General features: G+C 55.1%; 19 protein-coding genes, 1 tRNA gene and 1 pseudogene. 7 read left to right on the top strand and 14 right to left on the bottom strand.

Features of this window, described 5'->3' with window-relative positions; genetic code table 11:
* Positions 1 to 29: 29 nt before the first annotated feature.
* Positions 30 to 1469, top strand: a complete 1440-nt coding sequence (locus tag HK24_RS03255) for a glycosyltransferase family 2 protein (protein WP_233126083.1) — start codon at positions 30 to 32, stop codon at positions 1467 to 1469.
* A 17-nt stretch (positions 1470 to 1486) separates the two neighbouring features.
* Here the strand turns inward: HK24_RS03255 and HK24_RS03250 are convergent, their stop codons facing one another.
* The 4 genes from HK24_RS03250 to HK24_RS03235 all read right to left on the bottom strand — a co-directional run bounded on the left by HK24_RS03250 (position 1487) and on the right by HK24_RS03235 (position 6759).
* Entirely contained in the window at positions 1487 to 1993 is a 507-nt protein-coding gene (locus HK24_RS03250) for a DUF892 family protein (RefSeq protein ID WP_086633290.1), read from the bottom strand.
* A gap of 159 nt (positions 1994 to 2152) precedes the next feature.
* Positions 2153 to 4681 carry a TonB-dependent receptor gene (locus HK24_RS03245; protein WP_086633326.1) on the bottom strand — a complete coding sequence of 843 codons (2529 nt, stop codon included), beginning with the start codon at positions 4679 to 4681 and terminating at the stop codon, positions 2153 to 2155.
* 224 nt (positions 4682 to 4905) lie between these two features.
* A complete protein-coding gene (locus HK24_RS03240; protein WP_143412287.1) occupies positions 4906 to 5652 on the bottom strand; it encodes a sulfotransferase family 2 domain-containing protein in 747 nt (248 codons plus the stop codon).
* Between the two features lie 111 nt (positions 5653 to 5763).
* Positions 5764 to 6759 (bottom strand): bile acid:sodium symporter family protein, encoded by a 996-nt coding sequence (locus tag HK24_RS03235; protein ID WP_086633289.1) that lies wholly within the window; start codon positions 6757 to 6759, stop codon positions 5764 to 5766.
* A 111-nt stretch (positions 6760 to 6870) separates the two neighbouring features.
* On the opposite strand from HK24_RS03235, the gene HK24_RS03230 reads away from it, so the two are divergent.
* Positions 6871 to 8805, top strand: coding sequence for a glycoside hydrolase family 32 protein (locus HK24_RS03230; RefSeq protein ID WP_086633288.1), 1935 nt, complete (start codon positions 6871 to 6873; stop codon positions 8803 to 8805).
* A 57-nt stretch (positions 8806 to 8862) separates the two neighbouring features.
* Positions 8863 to 9294 (top strand): annotated as a pseudogene (locus HK24_RS03225) (MgtC/SapB family protein); the annotation flags it as partial.
* A gap of 126 nt (positions 9295 to 9420) precedes the next feature.
* On the opposite strand, the gene HK24_RS03220 reads toward HK24_RS03225, so the two are convergent.
* The 5 genes from HK24_RS03220 to infA all read right to left on the bottom strand — a co-directional run bounded on the left by HK24_RS03220 (position 9421) and on the right by infA (position 11650).
* A tRNA-Phe gene (locus HK24_RS03220) sits at positions 9421 to 9496 on the bottom strand.
* Between the two features lie 61 nt (positions 9497 to 9557).
* Positions 9558 to 9734, bottom strand: a complete 177-nt coding sequence (locus tag HK24_RS03215) for a DNA gyrase inhibitor YacG (RefSeq protein ID WP_086633286.1) — start codon at positions 9732 to 9734, stop codon at positions 9558 to 9560.
* Complete coding sequence (locus tag HK24_RS03210) at positions 9731 to 10774, bottom strand: ribonuclease E/G (protein WP_086633324.1); 1044 nt, start codon at positions 10772 to 10774, stop codon at positions 9731 to 9733. Before HK24_RS03210 ends, HK24_RS03215 begins: the two co-directional genes overlap by 4 nt.
* Entirely contained in the window at positions 10771 to 11418 is a 648-nt protein-coding gene (locus HK24_RS03205; protein ID WP_086633285.1) for a nucleoside triphosphate pyrophosphatase, read from the bottom strand. Before HK24_RS03205 ends, HK24_RS03210 begins: the two co-directional genes overlap by 4 nt.
* Before the next feature lie 13 nt (positions 11419 to 11431).
* Positions 11432 to 11650, bottom strand: coding sequence for a translation initiation factor IF-1 (gene infA, locus HK24_RS03200; RefSeq protein WP_007282896.1), 219 nt, complete (start codon positions 11648 to 11650; stop codon positions 11432 to 11434).
* Positions 11651 to 11932: 282 nt separating this feature from the next.
* Between infA and HK24_RS03195 the strand changes: the two genes are divergently transcribed.
* On the top strand, positions 11933 to 13522 hold the full coding sequence (locus HK24_RS03195) for a DUF6311 domain-containing protein (RefSeq protein WP_143412286.1): 1590 nt from the start codon (positions 11933 to 11935) through the stop codon (positions 13520 to 13522).
* A gap of 14 nt (positions 13523 to 13536) precedes the next feature.
* Here HK24_RS03195 and hisD read toward each other — a convergent pair whose 3' ends face one another.
* Together hisD and hisG are read right to left on the bottom strand one after the other, a co-directional pair.
* Positions 13537 to 14835 (bottom strand): histidinol dehydrogenase, encoded by a 1299-nt coding sequence (gene hisD, locus HK24_RS03190; RefSeq protein WP_086633283.1) that lies wholly within the window; start codon positions 14833 to 14835, stop codon positions 13537 to 13539.
* Positions 14832 to 15536, bottom strand: a complete 705-nt coding sequence (hisG, locus tag HK24_RS03185) for an ATP phosphoribosyltransferase (RefSeq protein ID WP_233126082.1) — start codon at positions 15534 to 15536, stop codon at positions 14832 to 14834. The genes hisD and hisG overlap by 4 nt, the downstream gene beginning before the upstream one ends.
* Positions 15537 to 15654: 118 nt before the next feature.
* Here hisG and HK24_RS03180 point away from each other — a divergent pair, with 118 nt between their 5' ends.
* Positions 15655 to 16095, top strand: a complete 441-nt coding sequence (locus HK24_RS03180; RefSeq protein ID WP_086633322.1) for a GntR family transcriptional regulator — start codon at positions 15655 to 15657, stop codon at positions 16093 to 16095.
* 2 nt (positions 16096 to 16097) lie between these two features.
* Entirely contained in the window at positions 16098 to 17021 is a 924-nt protein-coding gene (locus HK24_RS03175; RefSeq protein WP_046900445.1) for a slipin family protein, read from the top strand.
* Position 17022: 1 nt separating this feature from the next.
* Here HK24_RS03175 and HK24_RS03170 read toward each other — a convergent pair whose 3' ends face one another.
* Positions 17023 to 17925, bottom strand: a complete 903-nt coding sequence (locus HK24_RS03170) for a LysR family transcriptional regulator (protein ID WP_086633321.1) — start codon at positions 17923 to 17925, stop codon at positions 17023 to 17025.
* 131 nt (positions 17926 to 18056) lie between these two features.
* Between HK24_RS03170 and HK24_RS03165 the strand changes: the two genes are divergently transcribed.
* On the top strand, positions 18057 to 18830 hold the full coding sequence (locus tag HK24_RS03165; RefSeq protein ID WP_086633282.1) for an SDR family oxidoreductase: 774 nt from the start codon (positions 18057 to 18059) through the stop codon (positions 18828 to 18830).
* A gap of 46 nt (positions 18831 to 18876) precedes the next feature.
* Here the strand turns inward: HK24_RS03165 and HK24_RS03160 are convergent, their stop codons facing one another.
* Both HK24_RS03160 and gmk read right to left on the bottom strand, forming a co-directional pair.
* On the bottom strand, positions 18877 to 21495 hold the full coding sequence (locus HK24_RS03160) for a TonB-dependent siderophore receptor (protein WP_086633320.1): 2619 nt from the start codon (positions 21493 to 21495) through the stop codon (positions 18877 to 18879).
* 181 nt (positions 21496 to 21676) lie between these two features.
* Entirely contained in the window at positions 21677 to 22309 is a 633-nt protein-coding gene (gmk, locus tag HK24_RS03155; RefSeq protein WP_086633281.1) for a guanylate kinase, read from the bottom strand.
* Between the last annotated feature and the right edge of the window lie 25 nt (positions 22310 to 22334).

The raw sequence follows: 22334 nt of genomic DNA, 5'->3' as shown, positions 1-22334 counted from the left end.
ACGAGCGAAGAGTGTTTTGGAAGATGGCCTTGACGAAGCAAGACAACCCACCCTATGCCGGATCAATGGATAGTTGGACAGCCTACGGTACTGCACCTCGTGAAGTGATTGCTGGAGGAGGACAACGGCCCACTCCCAAGCATCAGTTTTCTCTTGTGACCACGGTACGGTGGGAAACACCCTATATTTTAGAGTGGCTTACCTATCATTTTTCGATAGGGTTCGAGCACGTCTACATATATTGCAATGATGACGACCCAAGCGAACTTTATGATGAAGTTCTTCCTTTAACTGTCGGCCCCAATCCTAAAGTGACATTTGTTCACTATGGGGTTGTCGGTGCCCAGTTTCAGATGTTTTTTCATTATTTACGCCACTACTCGACTGAGACAGAGTGGCATATGTTTCTAGATGTCGATGAGTTTTTGTGTCTGAGAGATTGCGACAACATCGAAAAATTTCTTGGAAAATTCCCGCAGAATGATGCTCTGTATTTCAACTGGTCTTTTTTTGGCAATAATGGGCATAAAATTCGACCTAAAGGTTCCGTCCTGACCAATTATACGCGCCGCGAGAACGGAGCGACGCCATTTACGAAAATCCTCGTAAGGTCAGCGGCTGTTCCTTATCAGGTTATCTTTGAAAACCCGCATGAAGCAATTCACCATAATCTTCTCACGGTAGCACCGGATCTCAGGGCCACGAATGTTTTGGGAGAGACGATGCTTGGTTACTATGAAAATTTTCCTGAAAACGCGTGGGCGTATCTTAAAAAAAACGAGCGAAATCACAGTATAATGGATATCGCTTTTATTGCTCATTATAATATAAAATCAGAGAAGGACTTTGAAATCCGTGCAAAGCGGAGCGTTGTCGGGAATTTTAGCGGTCAAAACACCTGGAAGTTAATGACGCAGTCAGAGCGCGAAAGCTTTTTTTCGATGACAAATGCTGTTCACGACACTTATCTGGCCGATTACTGGAAAAAATTATCTGATGCGCGTGTAACCTGCGTTTTTCCGATTTCAATGTGGCCGCTTTTGTCAGAGGGATGCACCGCTACGCAGTCTTCAGCACTTTTGGACATCTCTCCAGAAGATGACGCAGAAGGCCCACTCTCAGGACAAATCGGTAATTTCCCTGCGCACCATACTGCTGAAGAAAAAGACCCGTGGTGGCAGGTTGATCTTCAGGAAGAAGTAAGCGTTCATGAAGTGCGGTTGTTTAATCGACTTGATACTGCATTAGAGCGTGCAAACAATCTGGCAATCTCTGTTTCAGTTGATGGAAAGGCTTGGGCCGAAGTCCATCGTAAGGAAGACGGACAGATTTTCGGTGGTGCAGACGGGAGCCCCTACATTTGGGTGACCCCAGAAGGTCTCCGAGCAAGATTTGTAAGGATTACAATCCTCGGTGAAAAAACATACCTGCATTTCAGTCAGATTCAGGTTTACGGTCTGCCTGACTGAAGAGGGCGACTATGTTTTTAGTGATTGGCGAGATATTGCGCCACGATAACTGGCAAATTCTGTTGTAGCTTGTCAGTCGAAGCTGTTTCCTCATTGCGAAGCCGCTCCAGAAGAGACAGGTCGCTGCTGAAACCCAAGCGGTCTGCAAGGATCGCCAGCATATTCAAAGATGCGATCTGATGAGCGCGGTAACTGACGTCGGTGAGTACGTTTTTGAGGAGATTACTTTCCTCTCCAGTGCTCAATAAACTGGAAACAGTGCTAAGAATGGAAGAAACGGTCTCATGCGCTGCGGGCGTTTGCCGGCCATGTCGGCTCAGAAGGGCCGTGATGTCGCTGACATGTTTTCGACGCAGTATAAGGTCCTGTTCCATCTGGGCGCTCACACTTCCATAGCGCTCGCAGAATGGAAGCTCTGAAAGAACGGTCTCGATAGCTTTGGTCTCGATTGCCAGATGGTCCTGCAACCGCTCCAGATAAATATCCAGTGCTGTTGTTTCTGCGGACTTTGTTCTGCCAGCCATGGGTTTCCTCTAGCGTCAAGACGACGGGGTCTTGGCTTATATCTGTGCATGACGTGTGAACTGTCAACGTCATGATGAAAATTGGGCGTAGGGTACAAAAAAAGTCCTCATACCAGAGACTGGCATGAGGACCGTGCGAAGCGATATCTGGTCGAAAGATCAGAAACCGGCGCTTACGCTCGCAATAGCAGAGAACGGAGCTGCGATGGCGTAGGTGGGGACAGAAGCACTGACAGTCTTGCCAAAAATACCAACTGTCGGCTTGGCATTGGTCTGAAGGCCCTTCACGAAGCCCAGGTATGCCTTGTCTGTAATGTTGGAGAAGTTCAGCTTGATGTTCGGGCTCTGCAGGAAGCCAATGGTCTTGAAGCGGTAGCCAACATTCACGTTCATGACGACATAGCCTGGAATGGACTGGTCGTTCATGAAGGTGGAGTACTGCTTGGCAACATACTTCAGGTTGTAGGCACCGAAGAGGTGGCCGTCATCGTAGTCAAGGTTGAAGGCAGCCTGGAACTTTGGTGTTTCCGGAGCGAACTTACCTTTGGTACGCAGATAGTCGATGCCTGTACCGCTACCTGCCTGCAGGTTGCTGCCCAGACGGGCATCAACATACTCGAAGGAAACATACGGACGGAGGTGATAGAAGATCGGACGCGTTCCGATTTCAGCATCCACACCGTTTGTTGTCTGACCGCCAGCATTGATATTGGTGGAGTAGTAATTCGTGCATGCAGAGTCCATGCACTGGCTGGTGGACATGAGACGGTTCGTGAAGTCGTAATGGAAATACGTCAGAGAGCCCATAATGGTTGGGCCAGTGTAACGGTAGCCCACTTCTTCAGAAATCGAGATTTCTGGCTTCTGGTTCGTGTTGGCGTGCGTTGAGTAGCCGGAACCAGCATAATAGGCGCCGGAGTCATACAGCGCATAGTTGGTTGGCATACGGAAATTGGTCGCAGCAGACACAAAGATCTGGTTTTCCGGATTGATCTGGTAACGAGCTGCGAAGGTTGGCAGCGGCTCCTTGTATGTCTGGCTGATATTGCGGCCGGTGGACGTGTTGGGCAGCATGTTGGTGCCAGTACGAAGTACAATCGCGTATTTGAAACCAGCGTCGATTGTCAGCTTGTTATTCAGAAGTGACAAGGTGTCACCAATGAACATCGTATGGACGCGGGTCTGCGTTAGCGTATTGCGGTATTGGTATGTCTGTCCGTTGGAAAGAACAACGTTTTCTGCGCTGCCCCAGATGTCCCAAGGATTACCGTCTTCACCGACGCCTGTGTAAGGACCCTGCTGTGACTGCTTGGAATATTCGAACCAGTAACCAACCATCAGGCGGTTTGCACCTGTTGTGAGGGTCAGTTTCGTGGTTGCACCCGGACGATAGGTTTTGGTGATGGACGGGTTGTAGAGGGTGCGCGTTCCGCTTTGCCCGTTGATGCTACCTGTAACCTTGGTGGTACCGTAGCTGAGGCTGTTCAGGTTGGTGCTGTATGCGCTGCCGCCACTACCTTCGCCATACCAGAAATACGGTGTTTCCGTCAGAACCAGGTGATCAGCCAACTTGAAGGTGGAAGGTCCACTGACATAGATGTTGGTAAAAGGGTTCTGGTGCAACTGATAGTACGAAACGCCCTTGTCGGACGCGCTCGTGTTGTAAGATGAGTTCCAAACCGTGTTGGAGATCGTTGCGCCAGTCGTATTCTTATACGTCGTGCCATCAGCACGGGTACACGTTGCGTTATTGGAGCATGGTGCAACGTAACGGTTTCCAACGCCGCGACCATAGGCATTCCAGGATGCCTTGTTCACGCTTGGTGTCAGATAATTGTAAAGACGGTTACCCACGATCGCGAGAGAGACACGGTTCCCGTCACCCCAATCGTTTACGATTTTCGTTTCTGCGTGCAGCTTACGCTGCGTAGCATCGCTGTTATTCACACCTTCGGTTGCATAAGACCCGGAGAAGTAGGCACGCAGATTGGTGTGACCAATCTTGCCTGTGTCGAGCCGCAGGAAGCCGCGAGTGTAATCGTATGAGCCGTATGAAACGTCAAATGCGCCGCCAGCCTTCATCTTCGGGTCGATCATATACATGTCGACCACACCGCCTGTGGCGCTGATGTGTGGGCTATCCAGATCTGCCGAACCCTGGGCAACGCGAACGGTGCGAAGGTTTTCGGAATCAACGATTTCCTGCGAATACACGGCGAAGTTGCCGATATCGTTGATCGGGAAACCTTCAAGGGTGAAGCCGATCTGTGAGGAATCAAGGCCGCGCATGCTCATGGAGCTGCCAGAGAGGCCTGCGGGATCAGTTGAAGAGACGTTTGCACCCGGGAGCAGGGAAATCAACTGCATCGGGTCAGCGCCCGGAACCTGCTTCTCGATGAAGTCACGCGAGACGGCCGACACAGACTTTGCGCTGTCCTGCTTCTCCATCAGACCGCCGCCAACGGCGCGACGTGTTACGCCGTCGAAAGAATGCCGACCGCTGACGGAGACATGCTCTTCGTGCACGTCCGTCGGAGCCGTATTACCCATCATGGATGGGGCGGCTACTTCCGTCTTCGGATGAGCCTTTTGATTTTGATGTTTCGTATCTGAAACAGGCGCTGCAAATGCTGGCAGTGTGCCAAATGCTATCAGCGCTGAGGTCGAGAGGAGGCGTGTAAGGCGCATCGTCTGAGGGGTCTTTCTCGGCCAGGTGGGTTTGGTTCGGCCGAGAAAGACCATGGTTTGCAGTGATCTTCAATCAGATCATGTAAGTCACACTATGACATTTAGGGTGTATGGTAATTTCGCAACAACACAGTCTTTCCGGGGCTATTTATAGAGCGATAGCTGTATGCTTTGTGACAGTTTAGAGAAAAGGGTCCTATTTTTCCCTTTGTCTATTCTTGGCGTTACGGGCGCAGCGCTTCATCCTGCTGGTAGAGCTTGCGGATTCTGCGAGCTTGTAGTGCCGTAACTTCGATTGCGTGCGGGTTCTGATTCAGGTGTGGGATGACGTGGCCCCGCATAGCTGGAACGAGTTCGGGGAGTTGCGCAATTTGTTCCATAGGAAACAGGTTATCCACCTCAAGCTGTCCATCCTTTCCGCAAATGTACCAGGCCTGCGGGCGGAAAACGTGGTCTACGTCATATGGAGATGACTGGCTTTCCACATGTGTGATGGCCTCGTCCAGCGTGTGGAATGAGCGGTAAAGTACATTTACAGAAGGGTGGATCTTGACTGTCGAAGTGCCGCCTTTTCTTGCGAACGCCCACGCGGAAACAAATCGCTCTACCGGATCACGCCAAATGGCAAAGCTCGGCAGTTCCTTGGACAGCTCTGGTGTGACGTGGCGATAGTATCGAAACGTCTGATGCATCATGGAACAGCCGTAAAGCTGGTTACAGATGGATGTTCCGCCATTTTTGGGAACATGAATAAACAGTGCACCAGCACTTCGAATACATTCCAGACGTTTCAAGCGCTTTTTGCCCAAGGGCAGGTGCAGATGCAGTTCAGCAGCTCGTTCGTGAATGTCATTGAATTGCTGAACGCGGAAAAGTCGGCAGAGAAGGGATTGTGGAATGCCGTCTGGTACAGGCCTGAGTACCGACGATTCAGGAATTTTTTCCTGAACCAGGGTCGAGTATGACGGCATATTCTGTAGCTCCGGTTTTCAAACTGGGGCCACACTGGTCTACGAACCCAAGGGGGGTCAAAGACCACCTCGTGACAAAAAGAAACCTCTTTAACAGCTTTGTCATGAAGCTCAGGAGTGAGGCTTTGAATGCGTTTCCAAGCCTATGCGTTTTCCATAATGACGCGCCAGAAGCGTGCAGGTGAAAAGCTGGATCTGGTGATAGATCATGAGGGGTAGAACAATGATGCCTACCGAGGCAGAGGGGAAGATAACGCTCGCCATCGGAACGCCAGAGGCCAGCGATTTTTTTGAACCACAGAACTGAAGCGCGATGCTGTTTTCCGTGGATTGGTTCATGCCCTTGCCCATGAAATGCGAGGCTACCAGCACCAGCGCAAGCATGAAGCTGTCCAGCAACGCCACCTCAAGCAAATGAAGCGGTGAAACGCGGTGCCAGATGCCTTCGACAACGGCTGAACTGAACGCGGTGTAGACGACCACAACGATGGAGCCACGATCTGTGAACGAAATCAGGAATTTGTGGCGTTTGACAATCGGGCCAATCCATTTCTGAAGGATCTGCCCGAGAATGAACGGAAGAAGCAGTTCCTTCGCAACGTCCAGAACGCTCTCAAGGGGGGAATGACCTGCACCAACGTGACCAAGGACAATGCCTGTCAGAAGCGGGGTCAATGCAATGCCTGCAATATTCGACACAGTGGCTGCGCAGATGGCCGCAGGGACATTGCCGCGTGCAATCGAAGTCAGGGCAATCGAGGACTGAACGGTTGAAGGCAGGCAACACAGGAAAAGAATGCCAGCCCACAGATCTTCCCCGAACAGTGCATTCGGGAACAAATTGCGGAAGAGCAGATGCAGCCCGATGCCAAGAAGCGGGAAGAGAGCAAATGTGCAGAGCAGCACTGTTCCCTGAAGACGCCAGTCACGTACGCTTTCGATAATGGCATGGCGCTCAAGTTTGGCCCCCTGGAAGAAGAACATCAGGGTGATGAGAACTGTGACGACCTGCTGCAGAATATGTTGCATTTCCCCGCGGCAGGGCAGGACGGAGGCCAGGACGATCGCGCAGATCAGGGCCATCAGGAAAGGGTCTAAGCGCTTCATGACGTCCTTATGTGCGTATTCGCAACGGACATGCAATGTCCTTCCTCTTTTTGAAGACGGACGTTTTCCTGAAAGGCTTCCGGGTTAAGGATCCTCCTGTATGGTGGAGGTATGACAGATCGAAACGACAGGCCCGAACTCGGGCGCCGCGCGGCTCTGGCCAGCATTCTAGCCGCAGGAGCTGCTGTTGGCAGTAGCCGGATTGCCAGAGCCGCCGAGGAAACGCCGATGTCTGCAATGACTCCTCATCACGATGAACCCAGCAATTCCCATCAGGAGCCGGGCAATCATCCGGGGATAGCAAGTCAGCCCGTTGTCAGAACGCAGAGTGACTATCTCTATCGCCCCACGGTTCATTTCTCGCCACAGACCGGCTTCATGAATGATCCCAATGGTCTGATTTTCGACGGGCAGACGTATCATCTCTATTACCAGTACGACCCTTTTGCACCCTATGCGGGTCAGGTGCACTGGGGGCATGCAACCAGTACGGATTTATACACGTGGCAAGATCAACCTATCGCGATTGATCAGACAGCCGCTGGCGAGGCGTATTCAGGGTGCGTGGTTCTGGACCGGAATAATGATTCTGGTCTTTTTCCGCCGAAGGAAAACTCCCCTACGCAAGGGGACACTCCACCCGCTCCCAAGACGGCAACGCAGGCGGCAGTTGAGGCCTTGGCTCCCGGCTTGACCAAGGCCACGTCAGATGTACCATTTTCGCCGGAAAACATGGATGTTCTTGGTCCGGGGACGAATGCTCCCTTCGGACATGTCTTTGATCCACCGACAACAGCTGAACTTCTGCCAGCGGCTCCTTCGGTTCCGCCGTTACCATCCATGCCGGGTGGTCTGGTCGCTCTTTACACGCGCGCTACACCCCAGAAGCAGACGCAGTATCTGGCATGGAGTCCAGATGGCGGTAAGCGCTTTATCGACTACGAGCACAACCCCGTTCTGGATATCGGGCTGAACTCTTTCCGCGATCCGAAAGTGTTTTGGCACGAACCTAGTGGAAAGTGGGTCATGGTCGTCGTGAAGGCTCGGGCTCACAGGGTGGCCTTCTACGGATCAATTGATTTGAAGCACTGGATGCATCTCAGTGATTTCGGGCCAGCAGGCCTGTTCGGCGTGGATTATGAATGCCCCAATCTTATTGAATTGCAGGTTGAGGATGAGGGGAAGGCGTCTCGGTGGGTTCTGTTCGTTTCAGTCAATCCCGGTGGGCCTCAGGGCGGAAGTGTCACGCAGTATTTTGTAGGGGACTTCGACGGTGAGCGCTTTATCCCCGAAAATACGGTCATAGGTCTGACGGACTTCGCCAAAGACAGCTACGCCATGCAGGTTTATGAAAACATGCCGCGCAATGAAGCGGTCTATTTCGCCTGGTTTGGGAACTGGCAGTATTGCGAAGAGGTTCCGAACAGAAGCTGGCGCGGTCTTATGACCCTTCCGCGAACCTTGTCGCTCAGGCGGGACGATATGAACTGGCTACGGTTGGTGCAGCGTCCTCGAGGACTGGAAACGCTGAGAGGCGAGCAGATTCCCTTTCGGGTTGAGCGTATTGCTGCCCAGAGCGGCGTTCAGGTCTCCATCCCCACAGGGCAGGCCATTGAACTTTCTCTGACGGTAACCGTGGATGAGCGCAGAAACCCGCAACCTGATGGCAACAAGGGACGAGCGGGTCGCTTCCTGATTGTCTTCTCCAACGGTCAGGGAGAGTCTCTCTCTATCGGGTTTGACGCATTTTCAGCTCAGCTCTGGCTGGATCGCGGAGATCTGCATGGCTTTTCGCAGCCATTTTTCACGGAGAGGTTCTCCACGCCACTAACAGCAAACAGCCGACGTTTCTCGTTGAAACTGGTTCTGGACGCGTGTGCGCTCGAAATCTTCATCAATGATGGCTTGTCGGTCGGGACAGCTCTGGTGTTTCCTGCAAGTCCCTTGGATACACTCAGTCTTCAGGCGACAAACGCTGGTGCAACCATCGAAAATCTCAGTCTGTATCCTCTGCGGAAAACCATGGATCGTCCGACCGCCGTATGATTGCAAACAGCCAAGGCTTCTGAACCGCGATACACGGCAGGCAGCGAAAGAATAACAATGCATTTTACCCAGACCTTTGATGCGCACTCCTTTCTGGATACGTTCGGAAGCTATCTGGCTGCTTTTGTATTTGGGACGCTGATCGGGGCGGAACGTCAGTTCCGCCAACGGACCGCCGGGTTGCGCACCAATGCGCTGGTCGCGATTGGTGCGTCTGCTTTCGTAGATCTCGCAGAGCGTATTGGCGGAGATGTCTCGGCCATTCGCGTGATTGCCTACGTGGTATCAGGCGTCGGATTTCTTGGCGCTGGCGTCATCATGAAAGATGGCCCCAATGTGCGGGGTCTGAACACTGCGGCAACACTTTGGTGCTCAGCCGCTATTGGCGCGTGCACCGGGTGCGACATGATTGCGGAAGCAGCTCTGCTCACCGTCTTTATTCTTGGTGCCAATACGGTGTTGAGAGTTTTGGTGAAATGGATTGATCGGCGCCTGCCATCCCAGATTGATGCGGTGGATCAGGAATGACGGCTCTGTTCATGAGTCTCGGCGCAGCTCAGACGTGCTAGGCTTTAAGGCTTAGCACAAACAGACTTTTTTTATTTTCTGGAAAAATGGTGCCCAAGACCGGGATCGAACCAGTGACACTGCGATTTTCAGTCGCATGCTCTACCAACTGAGCTACTTGGGCACCGGGCTTAAGGTGAGACACCCGCTGCGGAAACGGGGTTTAGCTGATGATTCGCTTGGGATCAACCCTCAGTATGAGGATATTCTTCAGAGTCTTCTTCATTATCCTGCCTGAGGGATGGAACGCGGTAGTTACCGTTGAACCAGCGCCCCAGATCAATGTCTGCACAGTGCTGTGAGCAGAAGGGCCGAAAAGCCGTCTCCGTTGGGCGATTGCAGATAGGGCAGGTGGCACTCATGACAGGCTCCAGCTTGCGGGGGATGTGTTTGGATCCATGACCAGTTCCAGAGGAGCGGCCCGGCGGGAAGTAAAGTCACTCAGGGCTTCTGGATCGTTCTCCAGAGCCCTGATGAGAGAAATGGATGCTGTCAGAGTGCGACCCTTGCGGTCTTCTCGTAAAATGGTGCGGAGCACTGACAGTGCCCTCCCATGTGGGGAAGACAAAAGCTCATGCAAGGGAGGTCTGCGCCGCGGGCGAGTGATTTCCAGAAGGCCGGAAGGCGTGGCTCCGAGCACTTGCGACTTTAACGGATCATCCGACAGGGCATCGCGCAGAAAGCTGACGAGGGCAGGCCTCTTGCGGGTTTTAACGCCTGCGGGATCAACCAGCAGAGTGCCTGACAGATTGCGGAGGCGGATCTGTCGCGCCAGGGCCGGAAAACTTGCAACGTTTCCCTTGAAGTCAGGAGCTCTGGTGCTGTCCAAGTCTATGGCGATCAGGGCGGGGGTGGGAAAGATACTGGCTGTCAGTTGGCCAAGATCTGCAAATTCGGAGCCAAGTTCGTCAAAATCGCTTTCCAGCGTGTCGTCAAAAGCCTGCTGGCATCGCTGAAACCGAGGGCGCAGTCGGGCCGGAAGGCGCGCGGCAATACCTGGCGCATCAACGTACAGAGGGGCGTCAGGATAGCGGTCTGCCAGCTCTTCCAGTGGTGAAGGGCCGCATGCCAGAAGCGTCGGTGCAACAGGCATATCCGGCACAGACTCTGCTTTACGCAGGCGCAGGCCCTTGCCATTCTGTGCGGAGCGGCTGACGCGGACGGAGATCAGTTCTCCTTGAACCAGCGCATCCCGGCAGGACAGAAAGCCATTATCTCCGTTGTGGAGTGTGACAAAGGCCCCGCCCAATGCGGGAGCGACCGTTTGGATGCGCGCAATATGCCAGTCATCAAACCCATCCGGAAGGCCGGGACGCCAAATGGCCGCATCCAGAAGGGTCTCATGGTCCGTAACCGCAATCCGCACATCGCCCGGAGAGCAGGCGGCGCGGATCTCGATCACGCGATCCACCCACCCTGACGACGGGGCTGCCCGCGCAGAAGCTGTGCGGTTTCGAACAACGGAAGACCCACAACAGCAGAATAACTGCCGCCAATCTGCCGGATATGAGCTGCGGCAGCCCCTTGGATGGCGTAGCCGCCAGCCTTGCCCTGCCAGTCTCCGTTGGCGATCAGTGCGTCGATCTGGCTGTCAGTCAGCCGGTGGAACGTGACGGCCGTTTCCACAAGGCGCTCATTGGCCACACCGTCCGGCCAGGCAGAGGTGGGACGCAGAGCCACTGCGGTCAGCACTTTGTGGTTTCGGCCTGAAAGCAGCCGCAGACACGCGCGTGCAGTTTGTTCATCCTCCGCCTTGGGGAGAATGCGTCGTCCGACCGCAACGACAGTATCCGCACCGATCACCAGAGCTGCATCCTGACGCTGTGCGGCTGCATGGTCAGCTTTCGCTCGGGCAAGACGCTGGACCAGCGCGCGGGGAAGTTCACCGGGGCGCGGTTCCTCATCCACATCTGTGCCGATGACGTCATCAGGCACGATTCCAATCTGCTTCAGAAGAGCCAGACGTCGGGGAGAGGCAGACGCCAGAACAAGCGCCGGGCGATCTGTCATGCCGTTTTCAGGCACGGGAGACTGGGAAAGGGGCATACGCCGCAGTCTCTTACTTGAAGCGGAACGTGATCCGGCCCTTGGACAGGTCGTATGGGGTCATTTCAACGTTTACGCGGTCACCAGCGAGAACGCGGATACGGTTCTTGCGCATCTTGCCGCTCGTATGGGCGAGAATGGTGTGCTCGTTGTCGAGCGTGACACGGAACATGGCGTTGGGCAGCAGTTCCATGACGGTGCCGGTGAACTCGATAAGGTCTTCTTTGGACATGGGAATCCTTGCTTCAGGGACAGGGTAAAGGTCTGCGGATGGCAGTGGCCCCGATCGGAGCCTGAAAATCCAGTTCCGCTATGTGCGGACTGTCCGGCAAAAGGTCAAGCTTAACGCGGTTTTTCTGATGTTTTTGGCCGAAATGATTGTGGACTTTTCACAAGACATACCGATTGTCCATGGCACCGGGTATGAAAATGGCAGAAATAAGCTGGTGCTTCGGTAATATGAAACAAAAGCGGGACGGCTTCTGACAGCTCCGCCCCGCAGGCGAGGACATGCGTGGCGAAAAGGTATGAGTGGGTGCGAGCGGTGCCTTCGATTGTCTGGGCTTTGGTCCTTGCCGTGCTCATGGGGCTGGGCGAGGGCCTGCATCTTGTCCCGCTGGATAGTCTAAGCCGTTTTCCAGTTTTCCAGGACGGAATCCAGGCTGCCGCTGGGCAGCGGTATTTCTTGGGCGATGCGTGGCAGTGGCCTTTGCTGGACACACACTCCCTCCTGGCACCTCGGGGTGCCAGCGTAGCAATGACAGACAGTACACCGTTACTGTTGTTACTGTTCAAACCGTTCGTGGCTCTGCTTCCTGCCGGATTTGTACCTTACAGGCTCTGGCTGGTGTTCTGTTTCCTCATGCAGCCGGTCTCTATGGTTCTGGCACTATCCGCTGCGGGTGAACGGCGTTTTACGGCGTTGATGTCCGGAGCAATCCTGGCTCTTTGCATGCCATTTTTTCTGGGACGTATCATTCATCTCAGTTTGATGGGGCAATTCCTTCTTCTGTTGGCGTTTGCGTTTTATTTCTCCCTTGTGCGGGGGAAAAAGTGGGCTTTGGGGCTGACGCCGATCTTTCTTGTGATCTGCCTGCTTATTCATCCGATCCTGATGCTGTTGGCCTCTGGTTCCATTACGGCAGCAGCTCTGACGCTTCTGTGTCGGAGGGCTATGGCCTGGCGTGAGGTAGCCTGTTCATGCGGGGCTGGAATTGCATTGGTCCTGATTGTCAGCGAGGTGCTGGGATATTTCCGGTATGCTCAAGGCGCTGGCGGGTATGGCCTGTTCTCCATGAACCTGCTGTCGCCCATCTGGCCCATGCATTCCGATCTGCTGGCGTTTATTCCTGCGCTGCATTACGGCATGGAGACCCAGTCTTTTGAGGGCTATTCCTATCTCGGTGCAGGGCTTCTTTTGCTTCTGCTCTGTGATGTGGTCTTTTGCAGGCGCGAACTTCTGAGCGCGATGTGGCGCCATGCCGGACTGTCGATTTTCCTTGGAATTATGGCGCTCTACGCTGTTTCCAACACGGGATATGCAGGGCCATACCCGCTTTGGCATATAGCCCTGTCGCCCCCTTTAGCAGACGTTTTTCGGGCGAGTGGGCGATGCTTCTGGCCTGTAGGATATGGCCTGCTGATCGCGGCAGTCCGTTTATCCCGCTTCATACCCAGAAGGGTGGGAGGCTGCCTGCTGATTGTCTGTGCCTTGCTGCAATTCCTGGACACCCGCTCGTTACGCGCGCAGGCACATGACCTGTGGAAGGCCGGTTTTCCTGTTACGGGCGTTACCAAGTCTTTGACAAGTTTGATTGCGCGCACGCGGCAGGTAGCGCTCTATCCCGTGGCAGGCTGTGGATTGGATCTCTACGGCCCGGATTCCGATCGGATTATGACTGTTTTTCGGCTGTCTGCCGAACAGAACCGTCCGATCAATACGTTCTACCTGTCCCGCCCGCCCAAAGATTTTGCATGTGGCAGAGAAAAGCCCCAAGCCGACCAGGCGGAGGGGACGCTCGAAATTTATGTGGGCGGATTGCAGCCTGCAGCCAATCGGCACTGTCAGGATTTAGACGGCCTAAAGATTTGCCCGCCCTCGTAAGGGCGGGCTAACACTTAGTTTTTGATCTGGCCCAGACGTAGGGAAAGACTCAGAGCATGAGCATCCAGTCCTTCCGCCTGTGCAAGAGCAACACCAGCGGGGCCGATCTTTTCAAGTCCGGCTTCATCCGCTTCAATGGTCGTTGTGCGTTTGATGAAGTCGAACACAGAAAGCCCTGATGCGAAACGGGCCGTGCGGCTTGTGGGCAGAACATGGTTGGGGCCACCAACGTAATCGCCTACAGCTTCCGGGCAGTAGCGGCCCATGAAAATGGCCCCTGCATGGCGGATTTTTGCGCTGAAGGCACGCGGTTCGTCGAGCAGCACTTCAAGATGTTCAGGAGCAAGCTGGTTCACAATGCGGGCGGCTTCATCCAGATCCCGAACGATAATGACTGCACCATGGTCTTCCCAGCTTTTGGCCGCGATAGCGGTACGGGGAAGGGTTTCCAGTTCTGTCTGGACAGCCGCTGTTACTGCATCTGCAAACGCGGCATCCGTAGTGATGAGAATGGCCTGTGCCTGTTCATCATGTTCAGCCTGCGCCAGCAGATCGACTGCTGCCAGACGGGGATCATTATTCCCATCGGCCACAACGACAACTTCCGAAGGCCCGGCGATGCTGTCGATGCCAACATGACCAAAGACCTGTCGCTTGGCCTCCGCCACGAACGCATTGCCTGGACCGACGATCCGGTCCACCGGAGCAATCAGTTCTGTTCCATACGCCATGGCGCCCACAGCCTGTGCGCCGCCGATCCGGTAAATTTCTTCCACGCCGCAGAGACGGGCCGCTGCCAGAACAAGTGGGTTCAGCACCCCATCGGGAGACGGAACACACATGGCCACGCGCTGCACTCCGGCGACGCGCGCGGGAAGGGCATTCATCAGAACCGAGGAGGGATAAGCGGCTTTTCCGCCGGGCACATAAAGACCCACAGCATCCAGAGCCGTCCAGCGCATGCCAAGCCGGATTCCTTCGTCGTCCGTGAAATCCAGATCCTTCGGCATCTGTGCAGCATGGAACGCTTCAATGCGCCGGGCAGCGGTTTTGAGAGCATCCATCAGGTATGACGGGACAAGATCTGCCTGCGTGGCAATTTCTTCCGCGCTGATGCGTAGGCTTTCAGCAGGCAGAGTCAGGCGGTCAAAGCGGGCCGTATAGTCACAGAGCGCTTCGTCCCCGCGCTGACGAACATCAGCCAGGATGGCCCGGACAGGCTCCGCGACGCTGCGCTCGTCACTGCTGCGATCTGCCAGAAGGTTCGTAAGATCCTGTTCGAAACTGGTGCTCAGGGTGTCGAGACGTTTCATTTTGACGCTCCCTCAGTGTTGAGGGCTGCCCGGAATCGCTCGATCAATGCGCCAATCTCTTCAGGGCGCGTCTTGAGCGCGACGCGATTGACGATCAGGCGGCTTGTGACGTGGGCAATGGTTTCTGTTTCCATGAGGCCGTTGGCGCGGAGAGTGGAGCCTGTATCAACCAGGTCCACGATTACGCTCGCCAGATCCAGGGTCGGCGCAAGCTCCATGGCACCATTCAGGTGTACTATTTCTGCATTCACGGCGCGGGACGCAAAGTGACGGCGTGCAATGGTCGGATACTTCGTGGCGACACGCAGGCGTGACTGAGAGGCTGCCGGATCTTCAGTGACGGATTTGGGGCGTGCTACGGAAATTCGGCAGCCACCAATCCCGAGATCAAGCGGTGCGTAAATGTCCGGATAGTCGAATTCCATCAGGACATCTGCGCCACAGACACCGATATGCGCTCCACCATACGCTACGAAAGTTGCGACGTCGAAAGAACGGACGCGCACAACATCCAGATTTGGATAAGAGGTGCCAAATCGCAGCCGACGGCTGCTTTCCTGAAGGCAGTCCGCATCGGGTTCGATGCCTGTTCGTGTCAGAACGGGGGCTAACGCCTTGAGAATCCGCCCTTTTGGAAGGGCAAGGATCAGCGGAGAACCGCTTCGGTCAGAAGTGTCCGTTCCGGTCTGAGGCGCTGTCATGGGGCGTCTGTCCTTGCTGTCCGCAGCCAATGAAAAGAGAACAGCAGCGCATATCACGAAGCGGCGGTCTTCCAAAATTTCTTGACAGGGAGGGTGCATATCGATGCATCTTGTATGCATGTCTGCAAACATAGAGACATTGCTGTTTCCGACCCCCCTTTCTGCTGCGAGTGGCCTGCCCCTGCGCGCACAGATGCGGGAGCGTATCCTGACAGCGATAGGGTCTGGTCTGCTCTCTCCGGGAGACCAGCTTCCCACGATGCGGGCGTTGTCAGTTCATCTTCGGGTTGATCTCAACACTGTGCAGCGTGCTTACGCGGAACTGGAGCGGCTGGGTGCCATCGAGACGTATCGGGCGCGAGGCAGCTTTGTGAGCCAGCATCCTCCATCGGCCGATATTGATCGAAAGAGGGGAGAGCTCATGGATCTCGCTGCGGCAACAATCGCCCGGAGCCATGCCTTGGGGCTCGATCCAGACGCGCTTCTCCAAGCCATGCAGCACCTTCTTGAAGCGTCTTCGACCACAATCGCGCCAGAGACCGGCGCCGGAAAGGCATAGTCATGATTTCGTATCCAACACTTCCGTCGTCCGTGTCGCGGCGCAGCAATGGCCTTCCTGTCAATTCGGTGTCTATTGCACTGGCTCTCGGGTGTATTCTGGCCGGCGGAGGCTTACAGGCTCTGACCTTTAACCTCGCCTTTTCGATCATCGGCGTGGTGCTGGGCGTTCTCGTCCTTCTATCCCTGAAGATGTGCAATTCCTGGCAGCGCGCTCTGGTCTTGCGCGCCGGTAAAATTCAGGGTTTGCGGGGGCCTGGGCTGTTTCTCATCATCCCTTTCGTAGATCAGGTCACCGAAGTGGTTGATCAGCGGATTAGGACGGTTCCGGTGCATACGCGGCAAACCCTAACGCGTGATACGACGCCGGTGGATGTGGATGCTGTTGTTTTCTGGATGGTTCATGATCCGCTCCGCGCCATCACGGAGCTGGATGACTACGAGGGGTCCGTGTCCATGGTGGCACTGACGACCCTGCGTGAGGTGGTCAGCAGCTCTGATCTTGCCGTGTTGCTGGAGGATCGTCGCAGAATTGATGACCAGCTTCGGGATCTGATTGAGGTTAAGACGCGCGAATGGGGTGTCACGGTGCAGGCCGTTGAGATCCGTGATGTTCAGCTGCCAGATAATTTGCAGGATGCGATGAGCCGTCAGGCGCAGGCAGAAAGGGAACGCGCAGCGCGTGTTACGCTCGCCAGTGCCGAACGTGCTGTTGCTGTGGAACTGGCGGCTGCAGCCAAAACGTATGAAGCCTCACCGATTGCCCTGCAGATTCTTCAGATCAACCGCGTTTTTGAGATGAACAAAAACCGTGGAACGACCATTCTGATGCCGACCACCATGGCCGACGCGATGGGCAGTGCGACCGCCTTTGCTGCGGCCGTGCAGGCCGCAACGCAAACGGATTCTGAAGCACCATCAGCCTGAATCACGTCAGAACGTGGCTTTTGATGAGAGGCTCCAGCCAGTCCACGAATGTTGTCACACGATCACCAGCGGAGTGCCTGTGTGGATATAGAATGGTCATGGGCAGAGCCTCTGCGCACCATTCAGGCATCACGCGGACGAGCTCTCCAGCCTGGATGTGCTGCTGCACGTCGTAGGCCGGAATCTGGATCAGACCCAGCCCGGCCAGGCAGCAGGCAATGAGGGCTTCAGCATTATCAACCGTCACGCGACTGGGTGGCGAAGCGGTTCTGGTCTCTCCGCCCTCCTGCCATTCCCAGTCTTCCGGTCGGCCAGTGACGGGCGATGCATAACGCACTACGTAATGATCGTTCAGGGCATTTGGGTGGGCAGGGCAGCCAAACTGGTCAAGATAGGCCGCACTCGCGACGTTGATCAGATTGAGTTCTCCGATCCTGCGACTGATGAGACCGGAATCCTGCAACGGCCCCACGCGCAGAACGCAATCCGCTCTGTCTTCCACCAGATTGATGGCGCGGTCCGTGACGCCAAGATCGACGGACAAGCCCGGGTGACGGGATAAAAAATCGGGTAAAGCCGGAGCAACAATGAGGCGCCCGATCCTGCCCGGCATATTGACCCTTACGACACCGCTGAGGCCATCACGGTCTTTCCGGAACAGCGTTTCAATGTCCTCCACCTCTCCAATAACGCGCAGGCACCGCTTGTAAAAAGCCAGTCCGTCCTGAGTGGGAGAGACCGCGCGCGTGGTTCTGGCGAGCAAACGTGTTCCTGCTCGCGTTTCCAGATCACGAATGGCTGTGGAGATGGTCGAACGTGGCATGTTCAGCATGTTAGCCGTGCGTGTGAAACTGGAGGTTTCAACGACTCTGGTGAAAATGCGGAAGAGGTCGATCCGGTCCAAAAAAGTCTCCGCAGAGCAGGGCCCCGAGTTTGTTCGTGATTCCTGACAGGTGTCGTCAGGAATACAACCTTTGTTGTGTTGCGTCAGACGGTAGCCTGCGCGTTCCATTTCAAAAAGGCGGAGACCGGATCATGACAGATCATAGTATCAAAGGAAAAAAGGTTCTTATTGCTGGGGGCGCCAAGAACCTTGGCGGCCTGATCGCTCGGGATCTTGCGGCTCATGGGGCTCGCGCCATCGCCATTCACTACAACAGTGCAGCGACAAAACCCGCTGCGGACGAAACGGTCGCGGCTCTCAAAGCTCAGGGCGTGGAGGCCGTCGCCTTTCAGCAGGACCTGAGAACCGCGGGTGGGAACACCAAGCTGTTTGCTGACACTGTGGCTGCGATTGGTCGGCCGGATATTGCGATCAATACGGTTGGCAAAGTGCTCAAGAAGTCAATGGCAGAGACGTCTGAGCAGGAGTTCGACGAGATGTTCGACGTGAACACGAAGTCGGCTTTTTTCTTCATCAAAGAAGCCGGAGAACATCTCAACGACAACGGCAAGATTCTGACGCTCGTTACGTCACTTCTGGGAGCTTACACGCCGTTCTACGCCACCTATGCAGGAAGAAAGGCGGCCGTCGAGCATTTCACACGGGCTGCTTCCAAAGAGTACGGTGCACGGGGTATTTCCGTGAATGCTATTGGTCCCGGGCCAATGGATACGCCCTTCTTTTATGGGCAGGAAGGTGCAGATGCTGTCGCATATCACAAGACGGCGGCTGCCCTGTCTGCTCTGAGCAAGACTGGCCTGACCGATATTGAGGATGTTGTCCCCTTTGTCCGGACGCTCGTGTCTGATGGCTGGTGGATGACGGGTCAGACCATTCTTGTGAATGGTGGATACACGACGAAGTAAGAAAAAAGGGCTGCCAGGGTTTTCTCCCTGGCAGCCCTTTGCAGGCTCAGAATGTCGCGTTGATACGGCCGTAGTAGTAGCCGCCGTTGATCGGCACCTGTGCCGAGTTGGAGTCATAGACGGCAGCACCGTAGGAGCTCAGCTCTTCCGGAAGCTTGCGGGGACGAACGTTGAAGACGTTGTTACCGCCAACAGCCACATGCCAGTGCTCGTTGAAGCGATAGCCGACTTCAAGATCGGTCAGCCAGCGCGGAGTGTTCTTGAACTGGCCAAAGCAGGTGTTGGAGTAACGAAGGGCGGCCCCGCCGGCAGCAGCGCAGGTAGCAGAGGTTGGCGTCCAGTCCTGATAGGTCATCATGCTGGTGGTCTCGCCGTAACGCGTCTGTCGCACGTTGATGTCCCATTTCCCAACCGTGTAGTACGCGTTGAGGATGATCTTGCTCCGCGGGTAGCCCGTCGTGAGGTACCCAATTGTCTGCGCATTGAGCAGCGGGTTGCCATTTGTATCGCTGGCAACATGATGCATGCGGGTACGGTTCAGATCCAGGGCCATGCTGAGAGCGAGATTACCGTAGCGATGCAGGTGGAACGTGTAGTCCGCCTTGATGTCCAGGCCCTGTGTCCGCGTGCTGGCAACGTTGGCAAAGTAATAGGCTGAGACGTTGCTGATATCGAAGGAGTTGACTGGCAGCGCGTAACCCATGGCCTGAATGGCGTCGACAGCCGCCTGACCCTTCGTGGTTCCACCTTGCGAAATGCGGTTGCGCAGATTGATCTGATAGACGTCTGCTTCCACGTGGAAGCCCTTGACCGGTTCTACGACGACGCCACCACTGGAGCTTACGGAATATTCGGGCTTGAGCGGGCTGGCACCCAGGATCTGTGCTGCTGCGGAGCTGACAGGTAGAAGACCGCTGGCGCTGGTCGGGCTCACACTCATCGTGCTGTAGTGCTGCTCGGCGAGGGTCGGGGCACGGAAGCCTGTGCTGATCGTTCCGCGGAAGGCCAGCCAGGGCGTTGCGTCGTAACGTGTGGAGACCTTGCCGTTCTGCGCATTGCCAACATCTGTATAATGCTCGAAGCGGCCTGCGAAATCCAGATCCCAGTGCTTCAGAGGGTGGAAATCGCCATCAATATAGGCGGCCCAGATGTTTCGGCTCCAGGAGCCCGCATTCTGTGGTCGGAGGCCAGCATAACCCTGCGTGCCACCAACCTCGTAAGAAGCGGGTTCACCAGCGACGATGTCATACATTTCGAGGCGATGTTCACCTCCAAAGGCAAGAACCATCGGGACGGTGTTGAAGATGTTGATCTTCCGGCGGAAATCCAGGTTGTTGGTCCACTGGGCATTACGGTAGTTCAGCGCACGCACAGTCGTGGGAGACCAGCCACACCCGGTGGAGGAATAATTGGCGACGTTGCCGTTGTTGCAGGTAGAGCCCAGCATACCGGTGTTGGCCGTGTTCTTGTTGCTGATCTTGTCCTGATCCGCACCGTAAACTGTGCTCAGATCCCAGTCGAAGCCATAGAAATCATGCCCTTTGAGGCCGAGTTCACCGGCGTAATCGTCTTCATCAATGACTTCGAGGGGAGAGAAACCGGAGGGATAAAGCGTCGGGGCAATGCTGGGAACGCGGTAGTTCTGAATGGCTTCGGCATGACGATGGGCGTAGGTCACCTGCCCATACAAGTCGATTTTTTCAGTAATCGGCTTCCCGAAATCAATTCCCAGATTTTCGCGGGTTTCTTCGGGGGTGCTCATGATTTTGTTGGAGTTTTTCGGCACGTTTACAGCGTTGGCAACAACACCCGTGTAGTAGCCATTGGTGTTCGCGCCAGTGGGCCAGCTTCCAAGAAGGCGATGGTCATTCGCGCCAGCGACAAAGTGATCCGTGTGATAAACCTGTCCGCTGATGTGCATATAGCCATCATGTCCAAGTTTCAGGCCGCCATCAGCATTGAGCTGGTACTGCCAGCCGTCGCCATTGTAGGCGTTCGCGCCGGTCTGGGCTGACATGTTCAGGCCGTGATTCTGCTTTTTGGTGATGATGTTCACCACACCGGCAATCGCATCCGAGCCATACATGGCTGCTGCGCCATCTTCCAGAACTTCGATGTGGTCGATCATGTTCGCCGGGATCATGTTCAGATCGACTGGCGTTGAACCGAACTGCGGCCCGGCGTTCTGAACAATGTTGGCCGTGACGTGGCGGCGCTTGCCATCAATCAGGATCAGCACCTGGTTCGGGTTCAGGCCACGCATCCGGATTGAGGACGTGAGAGCGGCGGTATCACTCCCTTTTGCAGAGACGTTGATCGAAGCATAGGTGCGGGTCAGGGCATCTGCCAGATTCATCTGGCCGGACCGTCGCAATGTTGCGGCGGACACGACTGTTACCGGGCTTGAGCTGTCACGAGCCCTTTTGTTACTGGCGTGTGTGCCCGTAACAATCATGCTCTCATTGCCACCTTCAGCAGCGCGATGCTGCACAGCCTGACGCTTTACGGTCGTGGGTGTGGTCGCTGCCTGCGCAGGTGTATGGTGATGTACTACCTTGTGATGAGTATCCGTTGCTGCCGTTGGTGTTGCGGCCAAAGCATGGGTTTCAACAGAGGACGCCAGGAGAGACGTGGTTGCGAGGAACAAAAGACGCCTTGATGACATACCGTCGACTCCCAATAAGCTACGGCCTTCTGCAGCACCAATGCTGCTGTCATTATTCATAACGAACTCGTTACGTCTGGCTACGCAAATTCTGATACCGAAATGTTTTGTTATTCTGGAAAAGAAATGAAGGCGGCAATCAGGAAATTGCGGCCTTCCGGAAACTCAGTTTTTGAAGATGTCAGGCGGTCTTGTTGAAAGCCGCTACAATATTGGAGAGATTTCTCTGCCGTCTGGTTGCCAACCGAGCAGCCGTCAGGACTGATCTGGCCTGAGAAATAGCTGTGTCCAGTTCAGAATTAATGATCGTATGATCGAATTCCGCCCAGTGAGAGATTTCATCCAGCGCCGCTTTCATGCGCTTTGCAATCTCTGCGGGATCATCAGAGGCCCGTTTGTGAAGCCTGCGTTCCAGCTCTTCGAGGGACGGTGGCAGAACAAACAGGCTCACTACGTCCGCGGGGAGGGCGGCTCTCAGTTGGCGATGGCCCTGCCAGTCAATGTCAAAGACCATGTCATGACCGGCTTCCAACGCTTCTTCAACAGGCGCACGCGGAGTGCCATAGCCACGGCCGAAAACTTCTGCCCACTCCAGAAGCTCGCCGGCCTCTGCCATCGTGCGAAAGGCCTCGATATCCCGGAAGTGATAATGAACACCTTCAACTTCACCAGGGCGGGGCCCACGGGTCGTCACGGAAACAGAGTGCTTCAACGATGGCTCTGACGCACGCAGAGCGTTTGCAATCGTGGATTTACCCGCACCGGAGGGGGCTGAAATCACCAGGCAGACACCGCGTCGGGGCTGTTGGATCATGAGGGTCTCCTTGATGTTTCCTGAG

The sequence above is a fragment of the Gluconobacter sp. DsW_058 genome (assembly GCF_002153615.1).
In the GTDB taxonomy this organism is placed as follows: Bacteria; Pseudomonadota; Alphaproteobacteria; order Acetobacterales; family Acetobacteraceae; genus Gluconobacter; species Gluconobacter cerinus.
Note: the sequence above shows the minus strand (reverse complement) of the source record. Positions and strands in the feature narration are given on the sequence as shown.